This window comes from Acinetobacter sp. 1294243 (assembly GCF_000588015.1).
Taxonomy (GTDB): Bacteria; Pseudomonadota; Gammaproteobacteria; order Pseudomonadales; family Moraxellaceae; genus Acinetobacter; species Acinetobacter pittii.
On record NZ_JFXG01000011.1, the window covers coordinates 80673 to 101916 of the forward strand.

Below are 21244 nucleotides of genomic sequence, written 5' to 3' on the forward strand. Positions count from 1 at the left end.
ATCTGAAATTATATTTTTTAGAGTACTTTTCACTCGAAATAGAAATATTAAAAGCAAGATCATGATTTTAAATAAATTTTACAATTACTTTTCAGTCACGCCTTATTAATTTGTAGTCTAGGCTAAAATAACTCCATCTATTAGAATAATTTACTTATTCATAGTGAGTGAAGACCTTTGACCAACGAATCTTCTACACTTCAACGAGGACTAAAAAATCGACATATCCAATTAATTGCTATGGGTGGAGCAATTGGTACCGGATTATTTTTAGGCTCGGCGCAAGTGATTCAATCTGCGGGACCATCCATTATTTTAGGATATGCCATTGGTGGCTTAATTGCTTTTTTAATTATGCGCCACTTGGGAGAAATGATTGTTGAAGAACCTGTTGCAGGATCGTTCAGCCATTTTGCGTATAAATACTGGGGGAAATTTCCCGGATTTTTAACCGGATGGAATTATTGGATACTCTACGTTCTGGTTGCGATGAGCGAACTCACCGCAGTGGCCAAATATATTAATTATTGGTGGCCTCATATTCCAGCGTGGACGTCTGTCTTATTTTTCTTTGTCGTGATTACGGCAATTAACCTAACAAACGTCAAATTTTATGGTGAGTCCGAATTCTGGCTCGCTATTATTAAAGTTGCTGCGGTCATCTCTATGATTGTTTTTGGACTCTATTTGCTATTTACAGCAGATGTAGGCTCAAATATTTCATTTAGTAACCTTTGGTCTCATGGTGGATTTTTTCCAAATGGCTTTAGCGGCCTCTTCTATATGTTGGCTTTCTTGATGTTCGCCTTTGGTGGTATCGAACTGATTGGTATGGCCGCAGCAGAAGCAAAAGATCCGAAAAAAACGATTCCAAAAGCAATTAACCAAGTCGTTTTCCGTATCTTGATTTTCTATATCGGTTCATTGGCAATTTTACTTTCATTAGTGCCGTGGAACCAATTAGATCTTGGCGGTCTCGACAAAAGTCCATTTGTTATGATTTTTAGTCAAATGGGAATTGGTTGGGCTGCACACTTACTGAACTTTATTATTTTAACTGCTGCACTATCTGTTTATAACAGTGGGATGTTTGCAAATAGCCGTATGCTATACAGTCTCGCTCAACAAGGTAATGCACCAAAAGTTTTTGCAAAAACCAATAAACAAGGGGTTCCTATTCCCGCTGTTCTGCTTTCTGCTTTATTAATCTTTGGTTGCGTTCTTTTAAATTACTTTGTACCTGAAGATGCTCTTGGACATCTTATGTATGTTGTGGTTGGGGCACTTGTTCTAAACTGGGCAATGATATCAATTACACATTTGAAGTATAGACGCTTTGTTAAGCACGCGAATATTAAGACATCTTTTCCAGCGTTATGGTCACCTTTTAGTAATTACTTAGTTTTAGCGTTTATTGCTGTGGTTCTCTATATTATGTGGACTCAAGGCTTCAAAGAGTCAGTAATGATGATCCCTATTTGGATTACGGCAATGCTTATACTTTTTGACTATTTAAATCCTAAAAAATTAGATTCCATTGAGAATCCGGAAGAATAAATAAATCTAAAAAGCCATTGTCTAGACAATGGCTTTTTTATTTAACACTATAAGATTAAAGTAATATCTGAATCTCAGTTTAAAGCCACTGTTTCGTATCATCAGCGACAGGTGTGCCATGAATAACGTGCATAATCATTGCATGAGCAATACTGCCCTTAAATGGAATTTCAGGTAATTGATTAAATTTGAAAAACTGAGCATCGCTAAGTTCTTTCTCCTGAATTTCAATTTCGCCCGCTTCATATTCAGCTTTAAAAGCCAACATTAAGTTACTCGGAAATGGCCATGGTTGACTCGCCAAATACTGAATATTCTTAATGTGTAATCCAACTTCTTCTAATGTTTCACGTCGAACAGCATCTTCTAGTGTTTCCCCTACCTCGACAAAGCCAGCAATTAAACTGTACATCTGGCTCGTATTTCTAGCATTTTTAGCCAGCAAAATCTCGTCCTCACCACGCGTAACAATGGTAATTACACAAGGATTGACCCTAGGATATTGACTAAAATTACATGCTGGACAAGTCATTGAATATTCAGTCTTATGCTGCTGGGTTTTATGTCCGCAACGACTACAAAACTGATGGTTACGGCGCCACTCTAGCAACTGAAAAGCGCGACTTGCCTGCTCAAACTGAGGTTTAGTCCAATACTGTAAAAGTTGGCGAATGGGTATGAACTGATATCCATTTGGTATAAGTTCGCTTTCTTGGAAATCTCTTGCTATTACTAGAGGGTCTGCTTGTATATGTAAATCATGTTCCTGCTGTTCAAGGCAAGGTAGATTAAAATTCGCATCAACCAAAAGTTGTTGCTGCTGAAAAATATAAGCAATAGGAAGGTTGTTGGTATCCATTTATATACTCGAGTGAAGAACCTTTCGATGGCCTCTATTGCTCCTTCAAAAGGATCAAGCTTAAACATATTTTTTTAAAATCTTACTCATATTAGCAAACACCTTCAATTCATTTAATTTGTATCCTTTTGATTAAAATCACATTTTATTCACATGCGTTATGTTTTTAAGTTGTCTTTATCTTTTTATAGCTAAGTGACTAGTGATGAAGTTAGAAGCTCTGCTTCACATAAAATTGATCTCTGAAAATATAGACTAGTTTTAGTTCCATCTCATGAAGCAAAAATATGCGATTTGGTTTAATTCTGGGTGATCAATTAAATCACCAACTCGCAACGCTCAAGTATTTAAACCGGAATGAAGACGTTATCTTGATGGCTGAAGTATTTGAGGAAACATCTTATGTTGCTCATCATCCACAAAAAATAGCGCTGATTTTTAGTGCAATGCGTCACTTTGCAAAAGAATTAAAAGCACAGGGCTGGAAAATCCGTTACCACACATTTAAGCGCGAAAGTCATATAAAAAAGTTAGTCGACTTTATTGCTTTGCAGCAGCAACACTTCTCAGCGAATACTCTCGTCATTACCCAATGTGGTGAGTATCGCTTGCAACATGAAATCGAAACTTCATGGGCTAACAAGCTAAAACTACCTGTTATGTGTCTAGAAGATGATCGCTTTTTTTATACTGTAGAACAATTCAAGCGATGGGCAAACAAATATAAAACGCTAAGAATGGAATACTTTTATCGAGAAATGCGCAAGCAAACTCACTATTTAATGCATGACCAACAACCCGTTGGCGGGCAATGGAACTTTGATCAAGCCAATCGAAAAGCGTGGTTAGGCAATCCATCTTTGCCATCAAAATTAGCCTTTGAGCATGATCAAATTGATATAGATGTTATTCAACTGGTCAAGAAAGAATTTTCACAACATATCGGCAATATCAACTCCTTTCAATGGGCAACTACCCGTCAAAATGCCCTACTTGCTCTAGATCATTTTATTTCTAACATCTTACCTCACTTTGGCGATTATCAAGATGCTATGGTTTATGGTTCAGATTTTATGTTTCATAGTCTGCTCTCACCTTATTTAAATTGTGGATTGTTGTTGCCAAAAGAAGTGTGTGACACTGCTCAAACAGCCTATTACAGCGGACAGGCTCCCTTAAATGCAGTAGAAGGATTTATTCGGCAGATATTAGGGTGGCGGGAATATGTGCGTGGAATATATTGGTTATCTATGCCTGACTATAGCGATCAAAATATCCTTCATGCCAGCACGCCGCTGCCACAATATTACTGGACTGGTAATACAAAAATGGCATGTATGGCCGAGTGTTTCAGAAATACCTTTGAACATGGCTATGCTCACCATATTCAGCGTTTAATGATTATAGGCAACTTTGCACTTTTAGCAGGTGTAATTCCATCAGAAATTTGCAAATGGTATTTAGCAGTCTATGTAGATGCTTATGAATGGGTCGAATTACCGAATACTTTAGGCATGGCAATGTATGCAGATGGCGGCATCATGGCAAGTAAACCCTATGCTGCATCAGGTAATTACGTACATAAAATGTCAAATTATTGTCAGCACTGTACATATAACGTCAAAACAAAAACTGAGTCTGACAGTTGTCCATTTAACAGTTTATATTGGTATTTTATGAGCCGACATGAGGCCATATTTCGTCAGAATCCCAGAATGGCTATGGTCTATAAAAACCTTGATCGTATGAAAGATAAAGCTTCTGTCATGCAGCATGCCAAGTTACTTATTCATCAACTTGATGAGCTTTAAGATCATGAAAAAACAGCATCTCCCCCAGAAAATATGTGCCTATTGTCAACGTCCTTTTGACTGGCGAAAAAAATGGGAACGTTGCTGGGAAGAAGTAAAATATTGCTCTGAAAGATGTAAAAGACAAGCCCGATCAACTAAGTAGATATTTCACTCGATTGTTTTAACTGATTCAACACTACTCTTAATTGTTGAATCAGCTGGATTTCAATTGGTTATATCTGATGATGTTAAGCATATTTATACTGACGAGAGCAGTAAGCTCGTTCAACGTCTGGTGAACGTAATTGTTGATGCTTAGTTTTACGCCCTGCCATACGTTTACGCCAAAGTTTAAAACTATTGGTTTTTAGGTTGTATCTCATTAAACGAATAACTTCGCTTTCGCTTAAGCCATACTCTCGCTCAATTGCTTCAAATGGAGTGCGATCTTCCCATGCCATTTCAATAATTCTAGATAAGTCCTGTTCATCAATTTTTTTCATGTTATGCCCTTTTGATTTATAGGTAGCCAAATCTGATTCTTAACAAACAACGGTTTAGAAATAACTATATCTATCCAATTGCTCGCCTTAAATCTTTTCGTGTTTTACTTAAGATCATAGAAAGACAAACATGAAGTTTTTGTGATTTTTTAGCTTTATAAACTCTATTTTTCTATAAAGCATAAGCGAGTATGCAACTGTTGAATCGTAAAGCTTTATTTTTATTAGCCACTATGGCAGAGGTTTTAATACTTAAAATGTAAAAAAAGCCATTGCCTTCGCAATAGCTTTTTTGTTTATAATCATAAAATTATGCGCCCTTAGCTTAACTGGATAGAGCAGTTGCCTCCTAAGCGACCGACGTGGGTTCGAGTCCCGCAGGGCGCACAAACCTAATAGCAAAATATAAAATAATTTAGTTAAAATTATTTTATATTCAAATATATAAATTTTAATCATAGAAGAATATAGATAAATATATAAGGATATAGTTGCAATGTTTAAGGATATGATTGAGGATATATGGAGTTCTACTCAATATGTATCCTTATTCTGCTATGGCTAAGAAAACTATTCCGCTATCCGACTCCAAATGCACTGGTGCAAAGCCGCAGGAAAAGGATTATTCCTTATACGATGGTCATGGGTTGATTCTATTCATTCGTAAAAGTGGCTCAAAAGTATGGCGATTTAAATATAAAAGAGCTAATGGTAAAGATGGCTTAATGACTTTGGGCAACTTCCCTGCTTTAAGTTTAAAAGCTGCCAGAGATAAGCGCCGTGAATTGGAGACACTATTAGCTAATGGAATAGATCCAATTGAATACAACGAAATACAAAAGGCTAAACTAGACAATAAATATAATTTTGAATCTATAGCTCGAGAATGGCATACAGCATATAAAAGTACTGGACGTTGGGGAACTGAAACAGCAGAAAGGGCTCTTAAGAATATGGAAGAGTATGTTTTCCCAAAACTTGGGAAAAAGCCTATTGATGCAATCAAGCCAAAAGAACTAATTCAAGTAATCAAAAGTATTGAAGACTTAGGTTATACCGAAGTTGTAAAAAAAACCCGGCAACGGCTAACAAGTATTTTTGCATTTGCAATGTCGAAAGGATTTATTGAAAGTAATCCAGCCTATGGTCTTCAAGATATTTTCATCCTTTCAAAGAAAACCAAACATCATCCTCAATTACCATTAGAAAGATTGCCCGAGTTACAAGCTAAATTAGCTTCCGACACTGGTCATCCACTTACTCGGCTATGTGTTGAATTTGCCTTACATACTTTTGCTCGTTCAAGTGAAATCAGATTTGCAAGGTGGGAAGAGTTTGATTTTGAAAAAGCTATTTGGACCATTCCCCCAACTAGAGATTTTGTAGAAGGTTATAAATACTCTTATCGCGGTGCGAAAATGAAAACACCTCATTTAATTCCTCTATCAAACCAAGCACTAGCTATAATAAAAGAGGTCTACAAATACAGCGGACACACTCAAAATGTTTTTCCTAAAAACGGTGATCCGCATGGCTTTATGAGTGAATCAACTATCAATAAAACTCTACGCCGTCTCGGATATGATACAAATACAGAAATTTGTGGGCACGGCTTTAGAGGTATGGCCTGTGCAGCCCTAATTCAAAGTAAACTATTCCAGAAAGATGCTGTTGAAAAACAAATGAGTCATCAAGAGCGTAATAATGTACGACTTGCATATACCCATAAAGCAGAGTTCTTAGAAGAAAGAAAAACAATGCTCAATTGGTGGAGTAGTTATTTAGATGTGACTAAAGAAACAAGTATTAGTCCATATGATTATACAGCACAGATTTTAGGTGAAGAGATCATACAATTTAAGTATGCAAAATTGATGAAATAATCAATTTTAACAGTTTGCTAAGCCTAGCTCGACGGAGCGAAAGTCAGATACCCAATCTGATTGGCTTAGCTCCTATTTTGGGATGCCTTGGGAGGCAGAATGAAGAATTTCTATACTTTAGAAGAGGTGTTATCTGCCTCAGATGAGCCATTATCTCTCTTAGATATTATTGATTATTGCCGAAGAAGCATGCTGCATCCGTGTGTATATCTTGATGGTAATTTAGTCTGTATAGAAGAAACTCGCGAACACCATAGTGAGGATAAAAGAGATTATCCTGAACATGTAGTGGAGGCTAAATGGCACGTACCATTTCAAGGATATGTTTTTAGTCAGGATCTGATTGAGCAATTACGATCAAAAAACCAAACTTTTAATCTATTAAAAATTGATCAAATTATATCTCAATATTCTGAAATACCACTTAATGAACCAGAACTTAACCAATCTCTTCACGTATATGAGCGTAGGTATGATGATGACGTTAAGGATTTTTTTTGGATTAGGGATATGAAGGATGAGGAATACAAAGGAATTGAATATTCTAAAAAAGAGATAGTGTTTCATATTGAAGAGTTAAAAAGAATAAATTTTAATGATCCTGATAAAAGAAAGTTTGACGCCTTACGGCGTGAATACAATCATGAAGAATATAAACATCTACTATTCTCAAAACCATCATTCTCAATTCATGAAGCAGCTTCAATTGTTTCTATGAATAATCCACTATTCGTAGAAGTTTATCGAGATCAACCGAATTTCGTTAAATACTTTCAGCATTATTTACATTCTTATAATTTAATTAGCTCATGGTCTGAAGATGGCATTTTAGGTGAATCAGAAATGATCCCTGCTGAATTATTAAAAGAGACTCTTAAGAAAAATAAAATTCTTATCCAGAGTTTTAATGCGCATCTAATAATAATGGAAGAAGGTAATCTCACTGTCGAGCACAAAAGAATTAATGAGCAAAATGAAGAAATAGAAAGACTGAGAGAAACTATTAAAAACTTAAATACACAAATTGAGCAATTACAGTCGGAACAATCATTAGAGCCAGTAAAGTCATATAACCTACTAGATTTAATTCTAGACAGCACTGACAATGAAAGATACGCGCCTGATCTAGCTTATGCTATTCAATTATGGGAATCAGTTTATGTTACTAACCCCAAATCAGGCAAGCATAGTAATAAAGCAAATATTTGGATCAAAAATAATACACCCTATTCCGGCGATCGAGATGATACGTATACGCGCAGACTACGAGATATAACATCACCGTTAATTGGATGGCATGATGATAGAAAAAAATTATTAATCAATAATTAACTAAGCTATTGAATTTTAAAACCTTAAAACTACGTACGTAAAATTACGTCCGTAGTTTTTTGCATTTACGTGCTATGCGTCCGTACGATCAAAACTGTTTAGATACAACCAAGCGTTAGAAATATATGGTTGTAATTATGCTTCAAATAACTCCAATTCGAATTCAATTCAGTACTGTATGCCAATTACTTGATGTAACCCGTGAGTCTCTTCGACACACTATTCGTAAAGACCCCACGTTTCCAAAGCCAATGAAAATGGGGACCACAAAACAAGCTCCCGTTTTCTTTGACTATCAAGAGATTGTTGAGTGGCATAACAGCAAAAAAACTGTTGCTGCAGAAATGGAGGCTTAAACCATGAATGCTCCTATTGGTTTAATTTTACCTTCTCAACAAATGTTGAGTTCAGATATCGCTCTCATTACCAATATACGTTTAGACTCCGTCAAAAGAACAATTGAACGTTTAGCAGAACGCCGTGTTATTACTTTACCACCAACGGTGGAAAAGCCTACAGCTGGACGCACAAGCACCGAATATGTATTTTCTGGTGAACAAGGTAAGGTGGATTCGATAACAGTAGTAGCTCAACTCTGCCCAGAATTTACTGCTGCGATTGTGAAACGTTGGTATGAACTTGAACAGCAAACACCAGCATTTGATATCAACAATCCACAGCACCTTTTACAGGCTATTGAAGTTCAAGCCAAACAGAATCTACGGCTAACAGCAGAAAACAAAACCTTGTCACAAGCAATAGAAACTATCACTCATACTGAACACGGCGTAAAATTCCAGCAAGCATGTAAAATTCTGAATGTTAAGCAGCAAGTGTTAGCTGAATGGCTTAGAAAACACAACTGGGATCGCTATCTAAATAATGCTAGGGCTTCAACTTATTACAGTGAAAGTCGAGGGTACTGTGAAACCAAATATTCACTTAAAGAAGGTGTAAAATCCTCTGGCCAACCATATAGTTATACTCAAACCGAGTTTTTCATTCTGCCAAAAGGTATGCAAATTTTGGCTAAAAGGTTTGGAGAATCTTTATGACATATCCAACTATTTTTAGCCTTGCCCTTTTCAAATTAATTTTATTCATCTATATTAAGTCTGTCTGGTGCAAAATCACTAGATTAGCTTTGGTCGGCTATAATTACACAAGCGCATACAGTCCGCTTTGGGCTTTTTTTATGCGTAAAATCTCTATGCTTCTGCATTTCTATGGTGAAGCTGGAGAGGGACATCTTCGGATGTGCGGGTCTCTTGTGTACCTGTCGACCAACCCTTTTCAGCTTTGCCACCCTCATTTGGTCGTGACTGGTAAAGCTCCTAAACAAACACAAGGAGTGCATTCATCATGAACGCAAAAATTAATATTCAATTACCAGGACAATCAGTTCCTTTTTATAATGCTTCTAATTTATTAAATGCATATAAACTTGCATATGAAACGGCTAACCAACTTCGCACCCTACTCAATCAAATAAGTAAGTCTGCAATCTTCATTAAAACATATGCTGAAGAGAATAATTTAGATAATTCAATCTTCACAGAGATTGAAAATTTAATCGCAATTTCGCTTCAACTTTCCAACTCCCATACCGATATATATAACGCTGAGATTAAAAGACATCGTCAAGAACCATATGATCAGTACGATGCTGACGATTTAAATGGAGCTTATGCACTTGCTCATGAAAATACGACTTGGTTAGAAACGTTAATCTCTAAAATTAGAATAGAAGTTAATTTGGTTAAAGAAGCAGTAAAGGATGTTATTCACGGCGCTGTCTTTGCGACACTTGAGCATTTAATTAATATTGCTGAGTATTTAGCTGAAACCAATGTTAATGCTTTTTCTATTGAAAGTGAAAAGTATGAAGCTGAACGGGAGGCATCTAAAAATGGATAAATCCCAAGTTCCAGTTAATAAAGATTCAGTTCAGCCAACTACAGAGCCGAAACAAAATTCACAATCTTCTACATATGTAGAATCTGTCCGTATAACGCCAGATCGACTCATTAATGCCATGATCAATAATATTCGGCAAGGAGGATCTGATGAGCATTGATGCAACTCGGTGGTCATGGACAGCTTCTGTTAAAACTTCTGCTCAACGTCTGGTTCTGCTTTCACTAGCAGACCGGGCTGGTGAAGAACATACCGCATGGCCTAGCATCGATCGCCTAGCTGCTGACACAATGCTAGACAAAAAGACAGTACAAAAAGTTATATTAGAGCTCATAAAACTTGGGCTAGTTAGCGATACCGGCGAACGTGCGGGACCAACAAAAAGAGTCCGTATACTTAAATTAAACGGCGTAAAAGGCCGTGAAGAATATAACCAAAATCTGGATAATTCAGGTTCAAAAAATGATACTGAATCCAGAACAAATACACCCAAAAGTGGGAACATTAAACATTCCCAAAAACGGAATGATTCCGATAATGGAAATATCCCCGAAAACGGGATTTTGAATAATCCCCAAAACGGTACTTTGAATGTACCCAATTTTGGGATGCAGAACCAACCATTGAATCTACCAATAAATCTCTCTCAAGAGCATGACTGGATTCCTAATGTTGATCAGCTGATGACAAAGATAAAGATGGCAGGTCACGGCCAAAATATAGATTTGATCTTTGGCCTACCTAGTTTCGAATTTGAGCTGAGTGCATTCAACTCTTACTTTGAGAACAGTGGATTATCTGATAGCAAAAAGCTTCATAAGTTCACGGCTTGGATCGTAGATAAGTTTGAACGCTATAAAAAGCAAAATCCTGAATATGGCATTCATCCTTCTTTGGAAACTGGACAGCAAGCTATTACTGCTCGGCCATTTATCAATTTGCCGACTAAGCCTAAAAGCTTATTAGGAGATGCTCAATGAATACATCAATCCACAACTTACAAATTGAGCAAGCTGTTCTGGCAGCATTGATGACTGTAGCAAATTCATATAATCAGGTTGAAAGCTTGCTAACTGAAGAAGATTTTCATGCTACACGCCACAAAATAATTTTTAGCGCCATAGTTGATCTGGATTCAAAAAATTCGCCTTATGATGCCGTATTGGTAAACCAATGGCTAGAAATGCATGGATACTCAGAAGCTGCTGGTGGTGAGCAATACATCATGCAGCTTCTAGGTGATGCACCTTCAAGCTTTTATAACCTGATGTCGTATGCTGAGAAACTAAAAGATCTTACGACTTGCCGCAAAGTTGAAGCACAAGCCCATAAGGTCATTCAAAGTGCCCGTAGTTTGACCGTAAGTCGTGGTGATTTAGTTTTGAATGCACAGACAGCCTTTGCGGAAATAAGTACAGAACAAGGTAGTGAAAACCTTTTCCATATTCATGATGCCGCAAACAATACGTTTGTTGAGATGCACCGAAAAATGGAAGCTGCGATTGCTGGCAAAACACTAATTAATGGTATTCAGACTGGGATATATGACCTTGATAAAAAGCTTGGTGATGTTGAGCCCGGTTGCCTAATGGTAGTGGCTGCACGTCCAGCAATGGGTAAAACAACGATGCTTCAACTCATTGCAAATCATGTAGCAGTCATTCAGAAAAAGCCTACCCTTATCATGTCTGGTGAGATGCCAAAAGAACAAATTGCTATGCGTCTCTGCTGTGCCATTGCACCAGCAGATATTGGGATAGTACGCAACTCCCCTCACCTTTTGCCTAAAGACGAATTTACGGCGTATACCAATGCTGTTGTAATGCTTCAAAATGTACCGATGTATATCAATGATACGTCTCGCCCCTCGATAGCGAATATTAGGGAATCTATCCGTAAAGTAAAACATCAGTACGGCGCCGTTGGTGTGGTGCTGGTGGATTACCTTCAGATCATGAAGACTACAAAACAGTTTGCCCGAGAAGATTTAAAGATTGCATACTTCACTGGTGAACTTAAAGCCATGGCCAAAGAGTTTGATTGCGTCATAGTCCTATTATCTCAGCTCAACCGTGAACTAGAGAAGCGTCCAAACAAACGCCCAATGCTGTCGGATCTACGTGAATCCGGTGCAATTGAACAGGATGCAGACCAGATCGTTTTCTTATACCGAGATGAGATCTATAACAAGGAATCTCAATATCGAGGTATTGCTGAGGCCATAGTAGGGAAAAACCGCCACGGCGAACCGGGTACTGCGTACATGTATGCTCAATTGAAGTACTGCCAATTTACTAATTTAGATCATGACGCACTTAATCAAATCCAAGGAGCAACAATATGATGTTTGTAGATAACAGTTGTATAGACTCGACTGTATTTAAGAAATCACCTGCTGAAAGATTTAAAAATCTTAGAACCCAGAAAAAAGTAAAGGAGTTCTTCATCAAGCGCCGAGGCTATAAACGCCCAGATTTCAACCGCATGATTCTAGATTTAGGCCGCTTAGGATGGTCACATGAGAAAATAGCCTTTGTATTACCAATATCTGGTGCATCTACTGTAAGTGAATGGGCACGTGGTGGGGTTCCTAACTATGAAAATGGTGAAGCATTTATTGAACTTTGGAAGAGTGAAACCGGGATTGAAAGATTCCCACGTGAAGGCGAATGGCAGACTTATAAATACAAGCTTGGTCAGCAAAACTTTTTAGATGAGTTAGACGGCGTTATTGTTCCCTTAAGTGAGAAATAAAAAAATAAGAAATAGTGATTCAGTATTTTGGATTTGCTTAACAGCCATGCTTTTAGTTCTGTGGTTTAAAGTACCTATTGATAAGTTTATTGAGGATTGATTCATTGGTACATTCAAAGAAGCAAATGGTAATATATTGAATTCAATTATTTTGTTCATTAAATAGAATTATTATGTGGGATCATTTAGTAAGGTTTTCTACTTGGGCAGAAAATAACTCAGGGCAAATTCAGATTTTAATTGCTGTATTTGCCGTTTGGTTAGCGTACGCTGGTTATAAAAAAGTCTTAGAGCAAATTTCTATTTCTAGAGATCAAGAAAAAAATACTTTTAGTCAAAGAAATTTTGAATTGAAATTAGAATTTTTGAATTTATGCCTCGCTATTTCTGATAAAACCACTGTTAAATTAATGGCACAACATGAAATATTAAGGGCCTTGGAGAACTCTTTAAAAGTTTACACTTCAGAAGAAGACCAAGAGGAGTTGAAGGCAACAATAAAAATCTTGGAACAAAAGATTAATGAAACTGAAATGATATTAGAGCTTACTAATAAGTTATCGGAGCGAATTAACAAATCTCAGGAATTTGATTTTAATGAGCAAAGTAAACACATTCATTACATTTACGAGGCTTTAATAATTTCTGTTGATGATGCGAACCGTATGGAACTTTTGAAGTCTAAATTTTTAAAAGATGATTATGACTAATTGATCATATAGCAAACCTAAATACTACCAACTAACACTAGCCCTATTCACTACGAATAGAGCTTTTTAACGTGTAACATCTTCTAAATTTATCGTGTAACACCTCAAACAATTATCATGTAACACCCTTTAATTGTCCTTTTTTTATCGTGTAACAGTAGATTTTGTTATTTTTTGAACAATTTATTATGTATTACTTGGCAACAATTTTCATAGGTTGAAAATCATCAATCTGAACTTTTTTAGCCTTCAGTAAATCTTCTCTTTTACCATCTATAACTAAGATGGCGCGCTTAACTTGGATTGTCCAAGTACGATCTGCCTCACACATATCTTCAGACTCTATAAATACTTTACCAAATGCTTTACCAGAAAGGTTCTGAACATCATCATAAGTAATGATATTTACAGAGGTTCCTTTTATTTTCCCCGCTTTATCCTTTGCCACAAGATCCAGATAAAGCTTGTCATTGTTTCCAAGAAAATCATGAATCGTTATATCCACCACGGCGGAACAGATTCCTGAATTTACATAGCCGGTCTTGGCATGCTGCAAAGTAATTGGAGTCGCTAAAACTACTGAACTAATAAAAGATAATAGTGAACAGATTAATATTTTTTTCATAATTGAAAAGTTACCTTGTATTAAAGCCATAAAGGAATCTAAGTTATATCAATCAATTTTGGATATAATTTTCTATTATTATCCAGCTTTTCTTCTTACCATCATAAATAGGCTGTAACTTTGCAACAGTTACGTAATGCCAAAAGCCATGACGTTCATTATGAATTGGTAGAACAATTACAAAGTCACCCTTTTTAAATTCAGCTTTTAAATTACCACATGGCGCACTTACTTCTTGGAATCCATCTTGAGTAATAATATTCACTTTTACATCCACTGCAGAACGCCCTAAATCTCCCATAACGGATTCTTGAAGTGTTCTTTGTATTGAAGCATTCTCAAGAACAAATCCGTGGATAGGTTGATTATGCTTGATTTGAGAGCTATATTTTCTACGAATAAATGCCGTTAAATCTTTTGGCGTATCAAAAATCAAAACTTGTTTGCTTTTGGCTTTGTGGAAAATAAATATAGTAACTATTAAAACTAAAAGCACTGCAGCTAATAAGATGTATAACATTTAAATCTCTTTTTTAATATCTATCTATAGTGACTCATATATCAACTATAGCTGAAAATAAAATATACAGAGACACCTTTTATTTTAATCAAATTACTGCACTACCCTCTCAAAGTCAGGTGCTCTAATATCATTTATGTCATCACCCCAGAAGCGCTCGCGGTCTTGTTGTCGTTCTGCTTTACGCAAAGCCTTCTCACGATAGCCCGGTGCAATTGTGTCTTGCATTTCATCAAATACCATACGGTTAATGGCTGCTTTTGTATACCATAAATTTTGTGCTGGTATTTTGCCTTTCACGAATTTGAAAGCTTCATTTCCGAAATTGGTGTCCTTGCCTTCATTGTATTGTGTTATGTTGCCAACAGTCAGGCTTAATAGTGACTCAAAATCACTTCCTAGTGGACCAGCTACAAATGAGTGTGCATCTCGTCCCGAAGTATCAGTACCAGCAACTAAAATATCGCCTAAGAATGATAACCCGCCACCCTGTACGGCAGACCTAATAAAGAAGTTACTTGCTTTTTTAGGGTTGTCACTATCCCACATGGTTTGGGGGTCATTACCGTTAAGCAACTCTTTTAATTGAACTACCAACCCGCCAAGTAATGTAGTCATCACAAATAATGGGATTGCATATGCTGCCTTACCTTTTAAGCCTTCTTGGGCCATTGTGCGGCTCCCATGACGCATTAAAAAGGCCACAGAGAAAGATTTAAACTGTACAATCCCTCTAAAGATCTCACCTGTAATCGTTCCTCTAGCACCTACATTTATTAGAGTCTTTTCACGAAGCCCTGCTTCAATTACTGCCATGCCCTGCTCATCTAGTAAATGTGCTTGAAGTTGTGAGGCAACTTGATCTTTCACCTGTTTTGGATCACCAAATGAAGTTAGTTTTTCATCTGGAATTTCATAGATAGAACGCGCTGACATGAGTTGATTGCCTTTGCGGTCCACGACTGGTTCAGCCAATTGGAAAACCTGCCATGCTCGCTCATCTAAGCCCGTATTTGAAAGTAATTCACGGTCTTGTACATCTAGGTCATTCCAAGCTTTAGAACGGCTTAAGCGGCCGTATTTCTCCATAAGGAGTTTAGTGAACCCAACTTTTGATGCTGCTGTAAGTGCATTTAGAAAAGATGCTCGCATAACCTGAGTCGCTATCCCACTAGAGATACGAGCCAGTTTTGCAGTCATGCCATGCGTGGAAGTCAATCCATCATCTGACCATCGAGCAATCGATCCCAACATTTCCTCAGTCGCTAATCCTAAACTATGCGCTAGTTCCCGATCTGCTTTATTGGCTGGGTTAAGTTGTCTAATCAACTCTCCAAAAGCCTTACGATATGAAAGACCATGCACATGAGCTGTTTTAGCAATGGTTGCCTGATCAGTAGTCGATGCGATGGTAGTTCCTCCAAGCATAGAGAAAATATTCATTGAGCGATATGAAGTACCTAAATTTGCAAGAACTTGCGACTGTGGCGAGTTACCACCACTGAACTCATCAAACATAGTTTCAATCCGCTTGCGACTACTTTTGGTTTTATTCTCATCAATTCCCTTTTCCCAATCTTTTTTTGCAGCAGCATCCATCAAAATTTTTAAAGCGGTTTTCGGGTTACTGCCAAGGTTTTCGACCAATGCAATATCTTTTGATAAGCCTTTGATATGAGCATTTACCAAGTCTACAAACTGCATGCTGCCATATTTATTCTGATATCTTAACCATGCATCAGCATCCTTAAAATGTAAGATTCGACTTTCAGAATGTCGGTTAGTTACTTTTGAAGTTCCAGCACCTGTTGCTTGTTTGCCAACCTCAATCTTGTTTGCACCATCACTAGATAACGTATCATATGCATATTCAAGCAATGAACGTATTTCTTGCTGTGAGTAGTAATCGCCGTTCTCATGCACAAACATTCTAGTATCTTGATCTGGAAGCACATCACTTACCCATTGCTCCTTCCCAGCCTTAGCAATTTTTTCTAGACCATGAGTCTGAGGCACAACCCAATTTTCTAGTCTTCCAATGTCACCACCGTTGCGGTTGAATCGCTCGCGCATGTCTTCAAAAACTTCACCCATCTTGTCACTGATCTTTTTTGCTAATGCATCACCAGTGTTTTCACCAAAACGCTCTCGGATGATATTTCTTACTAGCTTCGGATCTGTGTAAACCCCCAAGCCTCCTTTAATATTGGTATAGAATTCTGTTAAACGTCCTTCATAGATTGATGATATTGCACGAGCCAGAGAATCAACTGATGTGATACCTGACATATCACCATGCGCGGCAACCATACGATCAATTACTTCCATTGATGAGAGCTTAGGGTGATCAAGCTTAGTGAAATTTTTTGACTGTGTAAGAATGTTATTCGCAGCAATTTTATGTTTGCGTTTTAGTTGTTCTTGAATGTCAATTGCAACTTGCTTAGATGCTTCTGTGAGTTTTTCAGAGTCAGAAAGATTGCGCCATTTATCAATATCTTTGCGTGCCATGTTGCGCATGGCTTCATTGATGCGTGATTCAATTTTTATTGCTTCTTGAGCTGATAGTGATTGCTTGCCAAGCGCTTTAGCTACTGCCTGTTTGCATTGTTCTTTCATTTTCATATTCCTATTTTCTAAAACTTGGAACAACACCAACGTTATCCACCCAATATTATTAATTTAGAACGATATTCATATTCAAAAAATGGGTAAATTTTGAAACAAAAAAGGAGGTTTAAAGCCTCCTATTTACTCATTTATATAAAATCAAAAATTCATAGTGTTCAATGAATTCTCCTATTAACGGGATCTCCCTTACTTATACGTTCTAGAATTTGTTTGACAGAGTCCACTTTCTTTAAAATTAAATTTATTTCAAAACCAAACGAATGCTTGTTCAATAGACGCTTATATTTATTCTCAGGATCGAGATAATACCCCGTAATAATTAAAACATTCGATATATTGTTGATCCAAGCTAATGCTGTCCTTAAAGAGGAGTAATATATATCTTTTGGCTTCACCATAATTAATAGCAACTGATTTAATTCTTCAAGGTCATTTACTATAACTAATAACTGATGAATAAATTGCTTCTGAAAAAGCTGATTGGAATCTAGATAACGAATATCTTCCTGAAATTTTTTCAATTTTTCTGGAATACTTTTACATAGATCAATAGCTCGGTTAATACTGGTCCCTGTAATCGGTTCAAAAAACTTCTTTTTAGATCCCATATGTAATCCTCCTAAGCTATAAGGTAACGATTAATTCGAGGTATTTCTTTTTCTGTTTTATTAGTCAAATGCATCCAAAGTTCAACAAAGGCAGCGCCGTTGTCATATTTCATGACACTTCCACAGATCCATTCTCTGACTGAGGAAGCCCCTGATATTGGCAATACATATGCAATCTTTTCAAGTGTCCAACCCAGATTTTTCAAATCTATAATCATTCTGTTGAAGTCTGGAGCTAAATAGTTTGGCAATCTCTTATTAAAAAAAAGATTTTTAGGTGTTGAGAAGCAGCATAACTCAGCAAATATATTCATAGTTCAGCCCTATCAATTTATCTAATTAGGACTTGGATGAGGCTCATAAAAAATGGGTATATTTTCAATAAAACGCGCGCGTGCGCGAGGGAGACCGTAAAACACTATATTTTTAGTCTTTTACTCCACCTGGTAATCAATGCTTGCTTCAATCATCTTTACCAGTACGGCGTATCCAGGCAGGTCAAATGATACTTTTTAAAAGCATTCCTAAAACGCTCTAATTTTTCGTATTAGTACCTTAAATCTTTTCATGTACCTTTGGTCATTTTTCTTATTAGAATTGCTCAGTGAGGAACTGGCTGCAAAATGGGGCTATAGATTTGGTCATTTTTAGAAATTCTTTAAAAAAATTATAAATCCATATCAAAATCTCAACTTAAAAATCAGTCTTATGGATCCTCAAAAAGTTAAATTTTGATTCTTAAAAGACTGATAGATTCCTTGATAGGTTCTTTGATAGGTTCTGCATCCCAAAATTGGGTTGATTCTACATCCCATTATTGGGAGCATTCAAAATACCAATAATGGGAATATTACCGTTTTTGGAATAATCCCATTATTGGGTTAGTTATGGGTTAGAAATTGGATTACTTAATAAAGTTAAAGATGCTCCTACTATCTGAAAACATATTAGAAAAGAACAAAACAGATTTGAAGAAATTTATTATATGAATCCTGAGCTTGACTATTAATATAGAAAGCTATTTTTTATAAATATACACGGTCAAAAGAAAAATTAAGAAGGAATATTAAAATAAGATTTTTTAGTAGTCATTAGTTAAATGATGTCTATAATAAAAAATTATATTTATATAATTCAGAGGGGACAACTATGGCCAATTTAACAGATATGGAAGAACTTCTACATAGAATCAAAAATGAGCAAATTAAAGACTACATGAGAGAAGCTCTGACATGCTATATGACAAAAGCATATCGAGGATGTATCGTTTTAAGTTTTATTGCTCTCTTTGATGACATCACATCCAAGTTAGAAAAATTAGCGGCTATCAATAAAGTTGCACGCAATATTTATGATGAAGTTAAAAGAAGAAAAGATGAGCAAGCTGTATATGAAAATTATCTAATTGATCAACTGACTGCAAAAAATCTTTTGCCTGAAATTGATTCAGTATTTGCAGGTATTTTAAGAGAGTTAAGAAATAAGTCAGCCCACCCATCTGGTCACCGACCAAGTGCAGAAGAAGCTAGGTATGTCTTTTTTGAAGTCATTAATAGATTTCTATCAAAACCAATTTTTTCCACAAGTCACTTAGTTGATGAAATTTTGGATAGATTAAAAAATAGTAACTTCTTCGTAGATATTAAAATAGATAAAATTGGAGAGGTTGTTCAAGAAGAAGTGTCCTCATTGCACATGGAAGCATTTCCTCAATTAATCAATAAGCTGATTAATATATTAGATAAACAAGATGATGAGATTATTCTTAAAAATGCCCAATGTTTTATAAATGGATTAGCCGCACTCAATCAAAATGAAGTTAATAATAATCTTAAAAATATCATCGTAAAAGCTAAAAGCGATAATCACTCATATAATGATTTAATATTGGAAACTATATACATACAACCAATTATTTTTTTAAATTCAGATAACATTACTCAAGCTAGAATCAAGAAAGTAATTGCAGAAAAAATTAAATCTTCAAATTTATCTTTATCTCAACAACAGCTCAGAAATCCAGCAAATGTTTTAGTAAGTATTTCTACCATATATTCGGATAAAGACTTTAAAGATAATTTCTCTGAGACCTTAGAAGAATTATTTAGAAGAGCTCCAAATTTTAAATTACTCTCAAATCTGTTTAAAGATAAACCGTTAGTTTTTGGAAAATATTTAGAGTTGATCAAATCAGGATTAGGCTCAAATTCTTTTGACATAGCAAATGGATTCTGTGAGAAAGTCAAGGGGATTGAAGAGGTATATCTTAAATACATCGATGATAAACAATCATTTGAAATTATTACTGCTATTTCTAATTCAGCAACTGTAGGTGCTTTTAAGGCTGAAAGTATTATGGGAACTGAGTTTAATTCCATTTCAGCTACTAAAAACAAAGCTATGAAATATATAGAAACTCATCTAGATGATGCTCAAGAATATTTTAAGTCACAAGTTGGAAAAGATTTGCCTGATTTTCTTAAACCTGAACAAGCTCTCAATTGAGAGCTCTTTTCAGAAGGATTACTTTTCTAAGGAATAAAATTAATATAAGTACATTTTAAAATAAGGATACAAGTGAGGATACAAAGCCATATTTAATAATAACCAATACTTAATTTTAAAGGCTTATACAAGATTGTTCTAGTCCCGCAGGGCGCACATACTTAATACGTTAATCCTTCACTTCAGCCAACAATGTTTCAGCTGCAAGTTTGCCTAAATTATTAGAAGCAAGCGGACTATCACCAGTTAGCAATTTACGGTCTCTATGACATTGACCTGTAATGCCCTTATTTAAAATTTCCACACCAAGTTTTTCAAGGTTTTCACCCACTAGCCAAGGTAAAGCTCCAGGCATATAACCGATATCAATATTTGCTCCCTTATCTAATGAATCAGAGAATACACAAATTTGATAGCCTTTAAAAATATAGTTTTCTGGCTGTTCATCTACAGCCGCAGCAAGTAATGAAGCTGGACCATGGCATAATGTAATAATAAATTTATCTTGTTCAACCGCCCATTTAAGAACTTTTTTCACCTCAAGGCTATGTGGAATTTTAGCTAATACGCCATGCCCACCCGGAATAAATACAGCCGCATATGGTGAGTTTTCACCGACTGCATTTTCTAAAATGTCAGCTAGTTTTAGCGGATTTTTTAATTTATCTGCATATTTCTGAAAGGTGTCTAACACCACTTTTTCTTGCTTTGGCATTGCCCACATTTCAAGTTTGGCTGGATTTCCTGAAAGTGTCGCAATATCAATTTCGAAGCCAGCATTATCTAAATGAAACATCGGTAAAAGCATTTCTACAGGATGATTACCTGTTGAGAAGAACTTACCGTTTTGCATCTGGATATAACGCTCATCAGTTGCAATCATTAAAACTTTTTTATTGCCTGCATAGGGAGTTGAATAAGTCGTGCCATCGTAATCGGTTTTAGGAGCAGTATATTGACTTAGTGAATAAGGTGATGGGAAAAAGGCATTATCTTCAGCCAAATCTGGAGTAGGATTTTTATCATCAATATTTGCGGTATTCATTG

The 21244-nt window shown here is 36.1% G+C and carries 22 protein-coding genes and 1 tRNA gene; 15 read left to right on the plus strand and 8 right to left on the minus strand.

From position 1 onward, the window contains the following. Positions 1–177 precede the first annotated feature (177 nt). Positions 178–1557 (plus strand): amino acid permease, encoded by a 1380-nt coding sequence (locus J655_RS17725; protein WP_031945084.1) that lies wholly within the window; start codon positions 178–180, stop codon positions 1555–1557. Positions 1558–1636: 79 nt separating this feature from the next. Here the strand turns inward: J655_RS17725 and nudC are convergent, their stop codons facing one another. Then, positions 1637–2416: an NAD(+) diphosphatase gene (gene nudC, locus J655_RS17730; protein ID WP_032052729.1), complete on the minus strand. Its 780-nt coding sequence runs from the start codon at positions 2414–2416 to the stop codon at positions 1637–1639. A gap of 287 nt (positions 2417–2703) precedes the next feature. On the opposite strand from nudC, the gene J655_RS17735 reads away from it, so the two are divergent. Both J655_RS17735 and J655_RS24695 read left to right on the plus strand, forming a co-directional pair. Next, positions 2704–4227, plus strand: a complete 1524-nt coding sequence (locus J655_RS17735; RefSeq protein WP_032052730.1) for a cryptochrome/photolyase family protein — start codon at positions 2704–2706, stop codon at positions 4225–4227. 4 nt (positions 4228–4231) lie between these two features. Then, entirely contained in the window at positions 4232–4372 is a 141-nt protein-coding gene (locus J655_RS24695; RefSeq protein WP_081310885.1) for a DUF2256 domain-containing protein, read from the plus strand. Positions 4373–4457: 85 nt separating this feature from the next. On the opposite strand, the gene J655_RS17740 is transcribed toward J655_RS24695, so the two are convergent. Further along, positions 4458–4712 (minus strand): TIGR03643 family protein, encoded by a 255-nt coding sequence (locus J655_RS17740; protein ID WP_032052731.1) that lies wholly within the window; start codon positions 4710–4712, stop codon positions 4458–4460. Between the two features lie 314 nt (positions 4713–5026). Here J655_RS17740 and J655_RS17745 point away from each other — a divergent pair. The 11 genes from J655_RS17745 (at position 5027) to J655_RS17790 (ending at position 13308) form a co-directional block, all read left to right on the plus strand. Then, positions 5027–5099: transfer RNA gene (locus J655_RS17745), tRNA-Arg, on the plus strand. A gap of 152 nt (positions 5100–5251) precedes the next feature. After that, entirely contained in the window at positions 5252–6595 is a 1344-nt protein-coding gene (locus tag J655_RS17750) for a tyrosine-type recombinase/integrase (RefSeq protein WP_171073042.1), read from the plus strand. Between the two features lie 99 nt (positions 6596–6694). Beyond that, positions 6695–7927, plus strand: coding sequence for a hypothetical protein (locus tag J655_RS17755; protein ID WP_000788310.1), 1233 nt, complete (start codon positions 6695–6697; stop codon positions 7925–7927). A gap of 137 nt (positions 7928–8064) precedes the next feature. Then, the gene (locus J655_RS17760) at positions 8065–8283 is read left to right on the plus strand and encodes a hypothetical protein (RefSeq protein WP_002013272.1); all 219 of its coding nucleotides are present in this window, start codon (positions 8065–8067) and stop codon (positions 8281–8283) included. A gap of 3 nt (positions 8284–8286) precedes the next feature. Further along, positions 8287–8982 carry a phage antirepressor KilAC domain-containing protein gene (locus J655_RS17765; protein ID WP_000993471.1) on the plus strand — a complete coding sequence of 232 codons (696 nt, stop codon included), beginning with the start codon at positions 8287–8289 and terminating at the stop codon, positions 8980–8982. Positions 8983–9289: 307 nt separating this feature from the next. Next, a complete protein-coding gene (locus tag J655_RS17770; protein ID WP_032031682.1) occupies positions 9290–9844 on the plus strand; it encodes a hypothetical protein in 555 nt (184 codons plus the stop codon). Then, positions 9837–10004 (plus strand): hypothetical protein, encoded by a 168-nt coding sequence (locus J655_RS25330; protein ID WP_016653609.1) that lies wholly within the window; start codon positions 9837–9839, stop codon positions 10002–10004. The genes J655_RS17770 and J655_RS25330 overlap by 8 nt, the downstream gene beginning before the upstream one ends. Beyond that, positions 9994–10824: a helix-turn-helix domain-containing protein gene (locus J655_RS17775; RefSeq protein ID WP_032047835.1), complete on the plus strand. Its 831-nt coding sequence runs from the start codon at positions 9994–9996 to the stop codon at positions 10822–10824. The genes J655_RS25330 and J655_RS17775 overlap by 11 nt, the downstream gene beginning before the upstream one ends. After that, positions 10821–12188: a replicative DNA helicase gene (gene dnaB / locus J655_RS17780; protein WP_032047836.1), complete on the plus strand. Its 1368-nt coding sequence runs from the start codon at positions 10821–10823 to the stop codon at positions 12186–12188. The genes J655_RS17775 and dnaB overlap by 4 nt, the downstream gene beginning before the upstream one ends. Then, complete coding sequence (locus J655_RS17785; protein WP_032047837.1) at positions 12185–12598, plus strand: hypothetical protein; 414 nt, start codon at positions 12185–12187, stop codon at positions 12596–12598. The genes dnaB and J655_RS17785 overlap by 4 nt, the downstream gene beginning before the upstream one ends. A 173-nt stretch (positions 12599–12771) precedes the next feature. After that, a complete protein-coding gene (locus J655_RS17790; RefSeq protein ID WP_000263480.1) occupies positions 12772–13308 on the plus strand; it encodes a hypothetical protein in 537 nt (178 codons plus the stop codon). A gap of 193 nt (positions 13309–13501) precedes the next feature. Here the strand turns inward: J655_RS17790 and J655_RS17795 are convergent, their stop codons facing one another. From J655_RS17795 to J655_RS17815, 5 genes are all read right to left on the minus strand, one after another. After that, positions 13502–13933, minus strand: coding sequence for a hypothetical protein (locus J655_RS17795; RefSeq protein ID WP_025466328.1), 432 nt, complete (start codon positions 13931–13933; stop codon positions 13502–13504). A 52-nt stretch (positions 13934–13985) separates the two neighbouring features. Beyond that, the gene (locus J655_RS17800) at positions 13986–14453 is read right to left on the minus strand and encodes a hypothetical protein (RefSeq protein ID WP_032047839.1); all 468 of its coding nucleotides are present in this window, start codon (positions 14451–14453) and stop codon (positions 13986–13988) included. 93 nt (positions 14454–14546) lie between these two features. Continuing rightward, complete coding sequence (locus tag J655_RS17805) at positions 14547–17072, minus strand: phage-like protein (protein WP_032052732.1); 2526 nt, start codon at positions 17070–17072, stop codon at positions 14547–14549. A 167-nt stretch (positions 17073–17239) separates the two neighbouring features. Beyond that, the gene (locus J655_RS17810) at positions 17240–17692 is read right to left on the minus strand and encodes a hypothetical protein (RefSeq protein ID WP_032018871.1); all 453 of its coding nucleotides are present in this window, start codon (positions 17690–17692) and stop codon (positions 17240–17242) included. A gap of 11 nt (positions 17693–17703) precedes the next feature. Then, entirely contained in the window at positions 17704–18006 is a 303-nt protein-coding gene (locus J655_RS17815) for a hypothetical protein (RefSeq protein ID WP_032018870.1), read from the minus strand. A gap of 835 nt (positions 18007–18841) precedes the next feature. Here J655_RS17815 and J655_RS17820 point away from each other — a divergent pair. Next, positions 18842–20197 carry a hypothetical protein gene (locus J655_RS17820; protein ID WP_032052733.1) on the plus strand — a complete coding sequence of 452 codons (1356 nt, stop codon included), beginning with the start codon at positions 18842–18844 and terminating at the stop codon, positions 20195–20197. Positions 20198–20366: 169 nt separating this feature from the next. Here the strand turns inward: J655_RS17820 and hchA are convergent, their stop codons facing one another. Further along, positions 20367–21242 (minus strand): glyoxalase III HchA, encoded by an 876-nt coding sequence (hchA, locus tag J655_RS17825; RefSeq protein ID WP_032052734.1) that lies wholly within the window; start codon positions 21240–21242, stop codon positions 20367–20369. Between the last annotated feature and the right edge of the window lie 2 nt (positions 21243–21244).

Excerpts from the sequence above, each read along its gene's own strand:
- hchA (WP_032052734.1), bottom strand. The coding sequence starts at position 21,242 with ATGAATACCGCAAATATTGATGATAAAAATCCTACTCCAGATTTGGCT.
- nudC (WP_032052729.1), bottom strand. The coding sequence starts at position 2,416 with ATGGATACCAACAACCTTCCTATTGCTTATATTTTTCAGCAGCAACAA.
- J655_RS17740 (WP_032052731.1), bottom strand. The coding sequence starts at position 4,712 with ATGAAAAAAATTGATGAACAGGACTTATCTAGAATTATTGAAATGGCA.
- dnaB (WP_032047836.1), top strand. The coding sequence starts at position 10,821 with ATGAATACATCAATCCACAACTTACAAATTGAGCAAGCTGTTCTGGCA.
- J655_RS17790 (WP_000263480.1), top strand. The coding sequence starts at position 12,772 with ATGTGGGATCATTTAGTAAGGTTTTCTACTTGGGCAGAAAATAACTCA.
- J655_RS24695 (WP_081310885.1), top strand. The coding sequence starts at position 4,232 with ATGAAAAAACAGCATCTCCCCCAGAAAATATGTGCCTATTGTCAACGT.
- J655_RS17800 (WP_032047839.1), bottom strand. The coding sequence starts at position 14,453 with ATGTTATACATCTTATTAGCTGCAGTGCTTTTAGTTTTAATAGTTACT.
- J655_RS17805 (WP_032052732.1), bottom strand. The coding sequence starts at position 17,072 with ATGAAAGAACAATGCAAACAGGCAGTAGCTAAAGCGCTTGGCAAGCAA.
- J655_RS17735 (WP_032052730.1), top strand. The coding sequence starts at position 2,704 with ATGCGATTTGGTTTAATTCTGGGTGATCAATTAAATCACCAACTCGCA.
- J655_RS25330 (WP_016653609.1), top strand. The coding sequence starts at position 9,837 with ATGGATAAATCCCAAGTTCCAGTTAATAAAGATTCAGTTCAGCCAACT.
- J655_RS17775 (WP_032047835.1), top strand. The coding sequence starts at position 9,994 with ATGAGCATTGATGCAACTCGGTGGTCATGGACAGCTTCTGTTAAAACT.
- J655_RS17815 (WP_032018870.1), bottom strand. The coding sequence starts at position 18,006 with ATGAATATATTTGCTGAGTTATGCTGCTTCTCAACACCTAAAAATCTT.
- J655_RS17755 (WP_000788310.1), top strand. The coding sequence starts at position 6,695 with ATGAAGAATTTCTATACTTTAGAAGAGGTGTTATCTGCCTCAGATGAG.
- J655_RS17820 (WP_032052733.1), top strand. The coding sequence starts at position 18,842 with ATGGCCAATTTAACAGATATGGAAGAACTTCTACATAGAATCAAAAAT.
- J655_RS17810 (WP_032018871.1), bottom strand. The coding sequence starts at position 17,692 with ATGGGATCTAAAAAGAAGTTTTTTGAACCGATTACAGGGACCAGTATT.
- J655_RS17765 (WP_000993471.1), top strand. The coding sequence starts at position 8,287 with ATGAATGCTCCTATTGGTTTAATTTTACCTTCTCAACAAATGTTGAGT.
- J655_RS17760 (WP_002013272.1), top strand. The coding sequence starts at position 8,065 with ATGCTTCAAATAACTCCAATTCGAATTCAATTCAGTACTGTATGCCAA.
- J655_RS17750 (WP_171073042.1), top strand. The coding sequence starts at position 5,252 with ATGTATCCTTATTCTGCTATGGCTAAGAAAACTATTCCGCTATCCGAC.
- J655_RS17795 (WP_025466328.1), bottom strand. The coding sequence starts at position 13,933 with ATGAAAAAAATATTAATCTGTTCACTATTATCTTTTATTAGTTCAGTA.
- J655_RS17785 (WP_032047837.1), top strand. The coding sequence starts at position 12,185 with ATGATGTTTGTAGATAACAGTTGTATAGACTCGACTGTATTTAAGAAA.
- J655_RS17770 (WP_032031682.1), top strand. The coding sequence starts at position 9,290 with ATGAACGCAAAAATTAATATTCAATTACCAGGACAATCAGTTCCTTTT.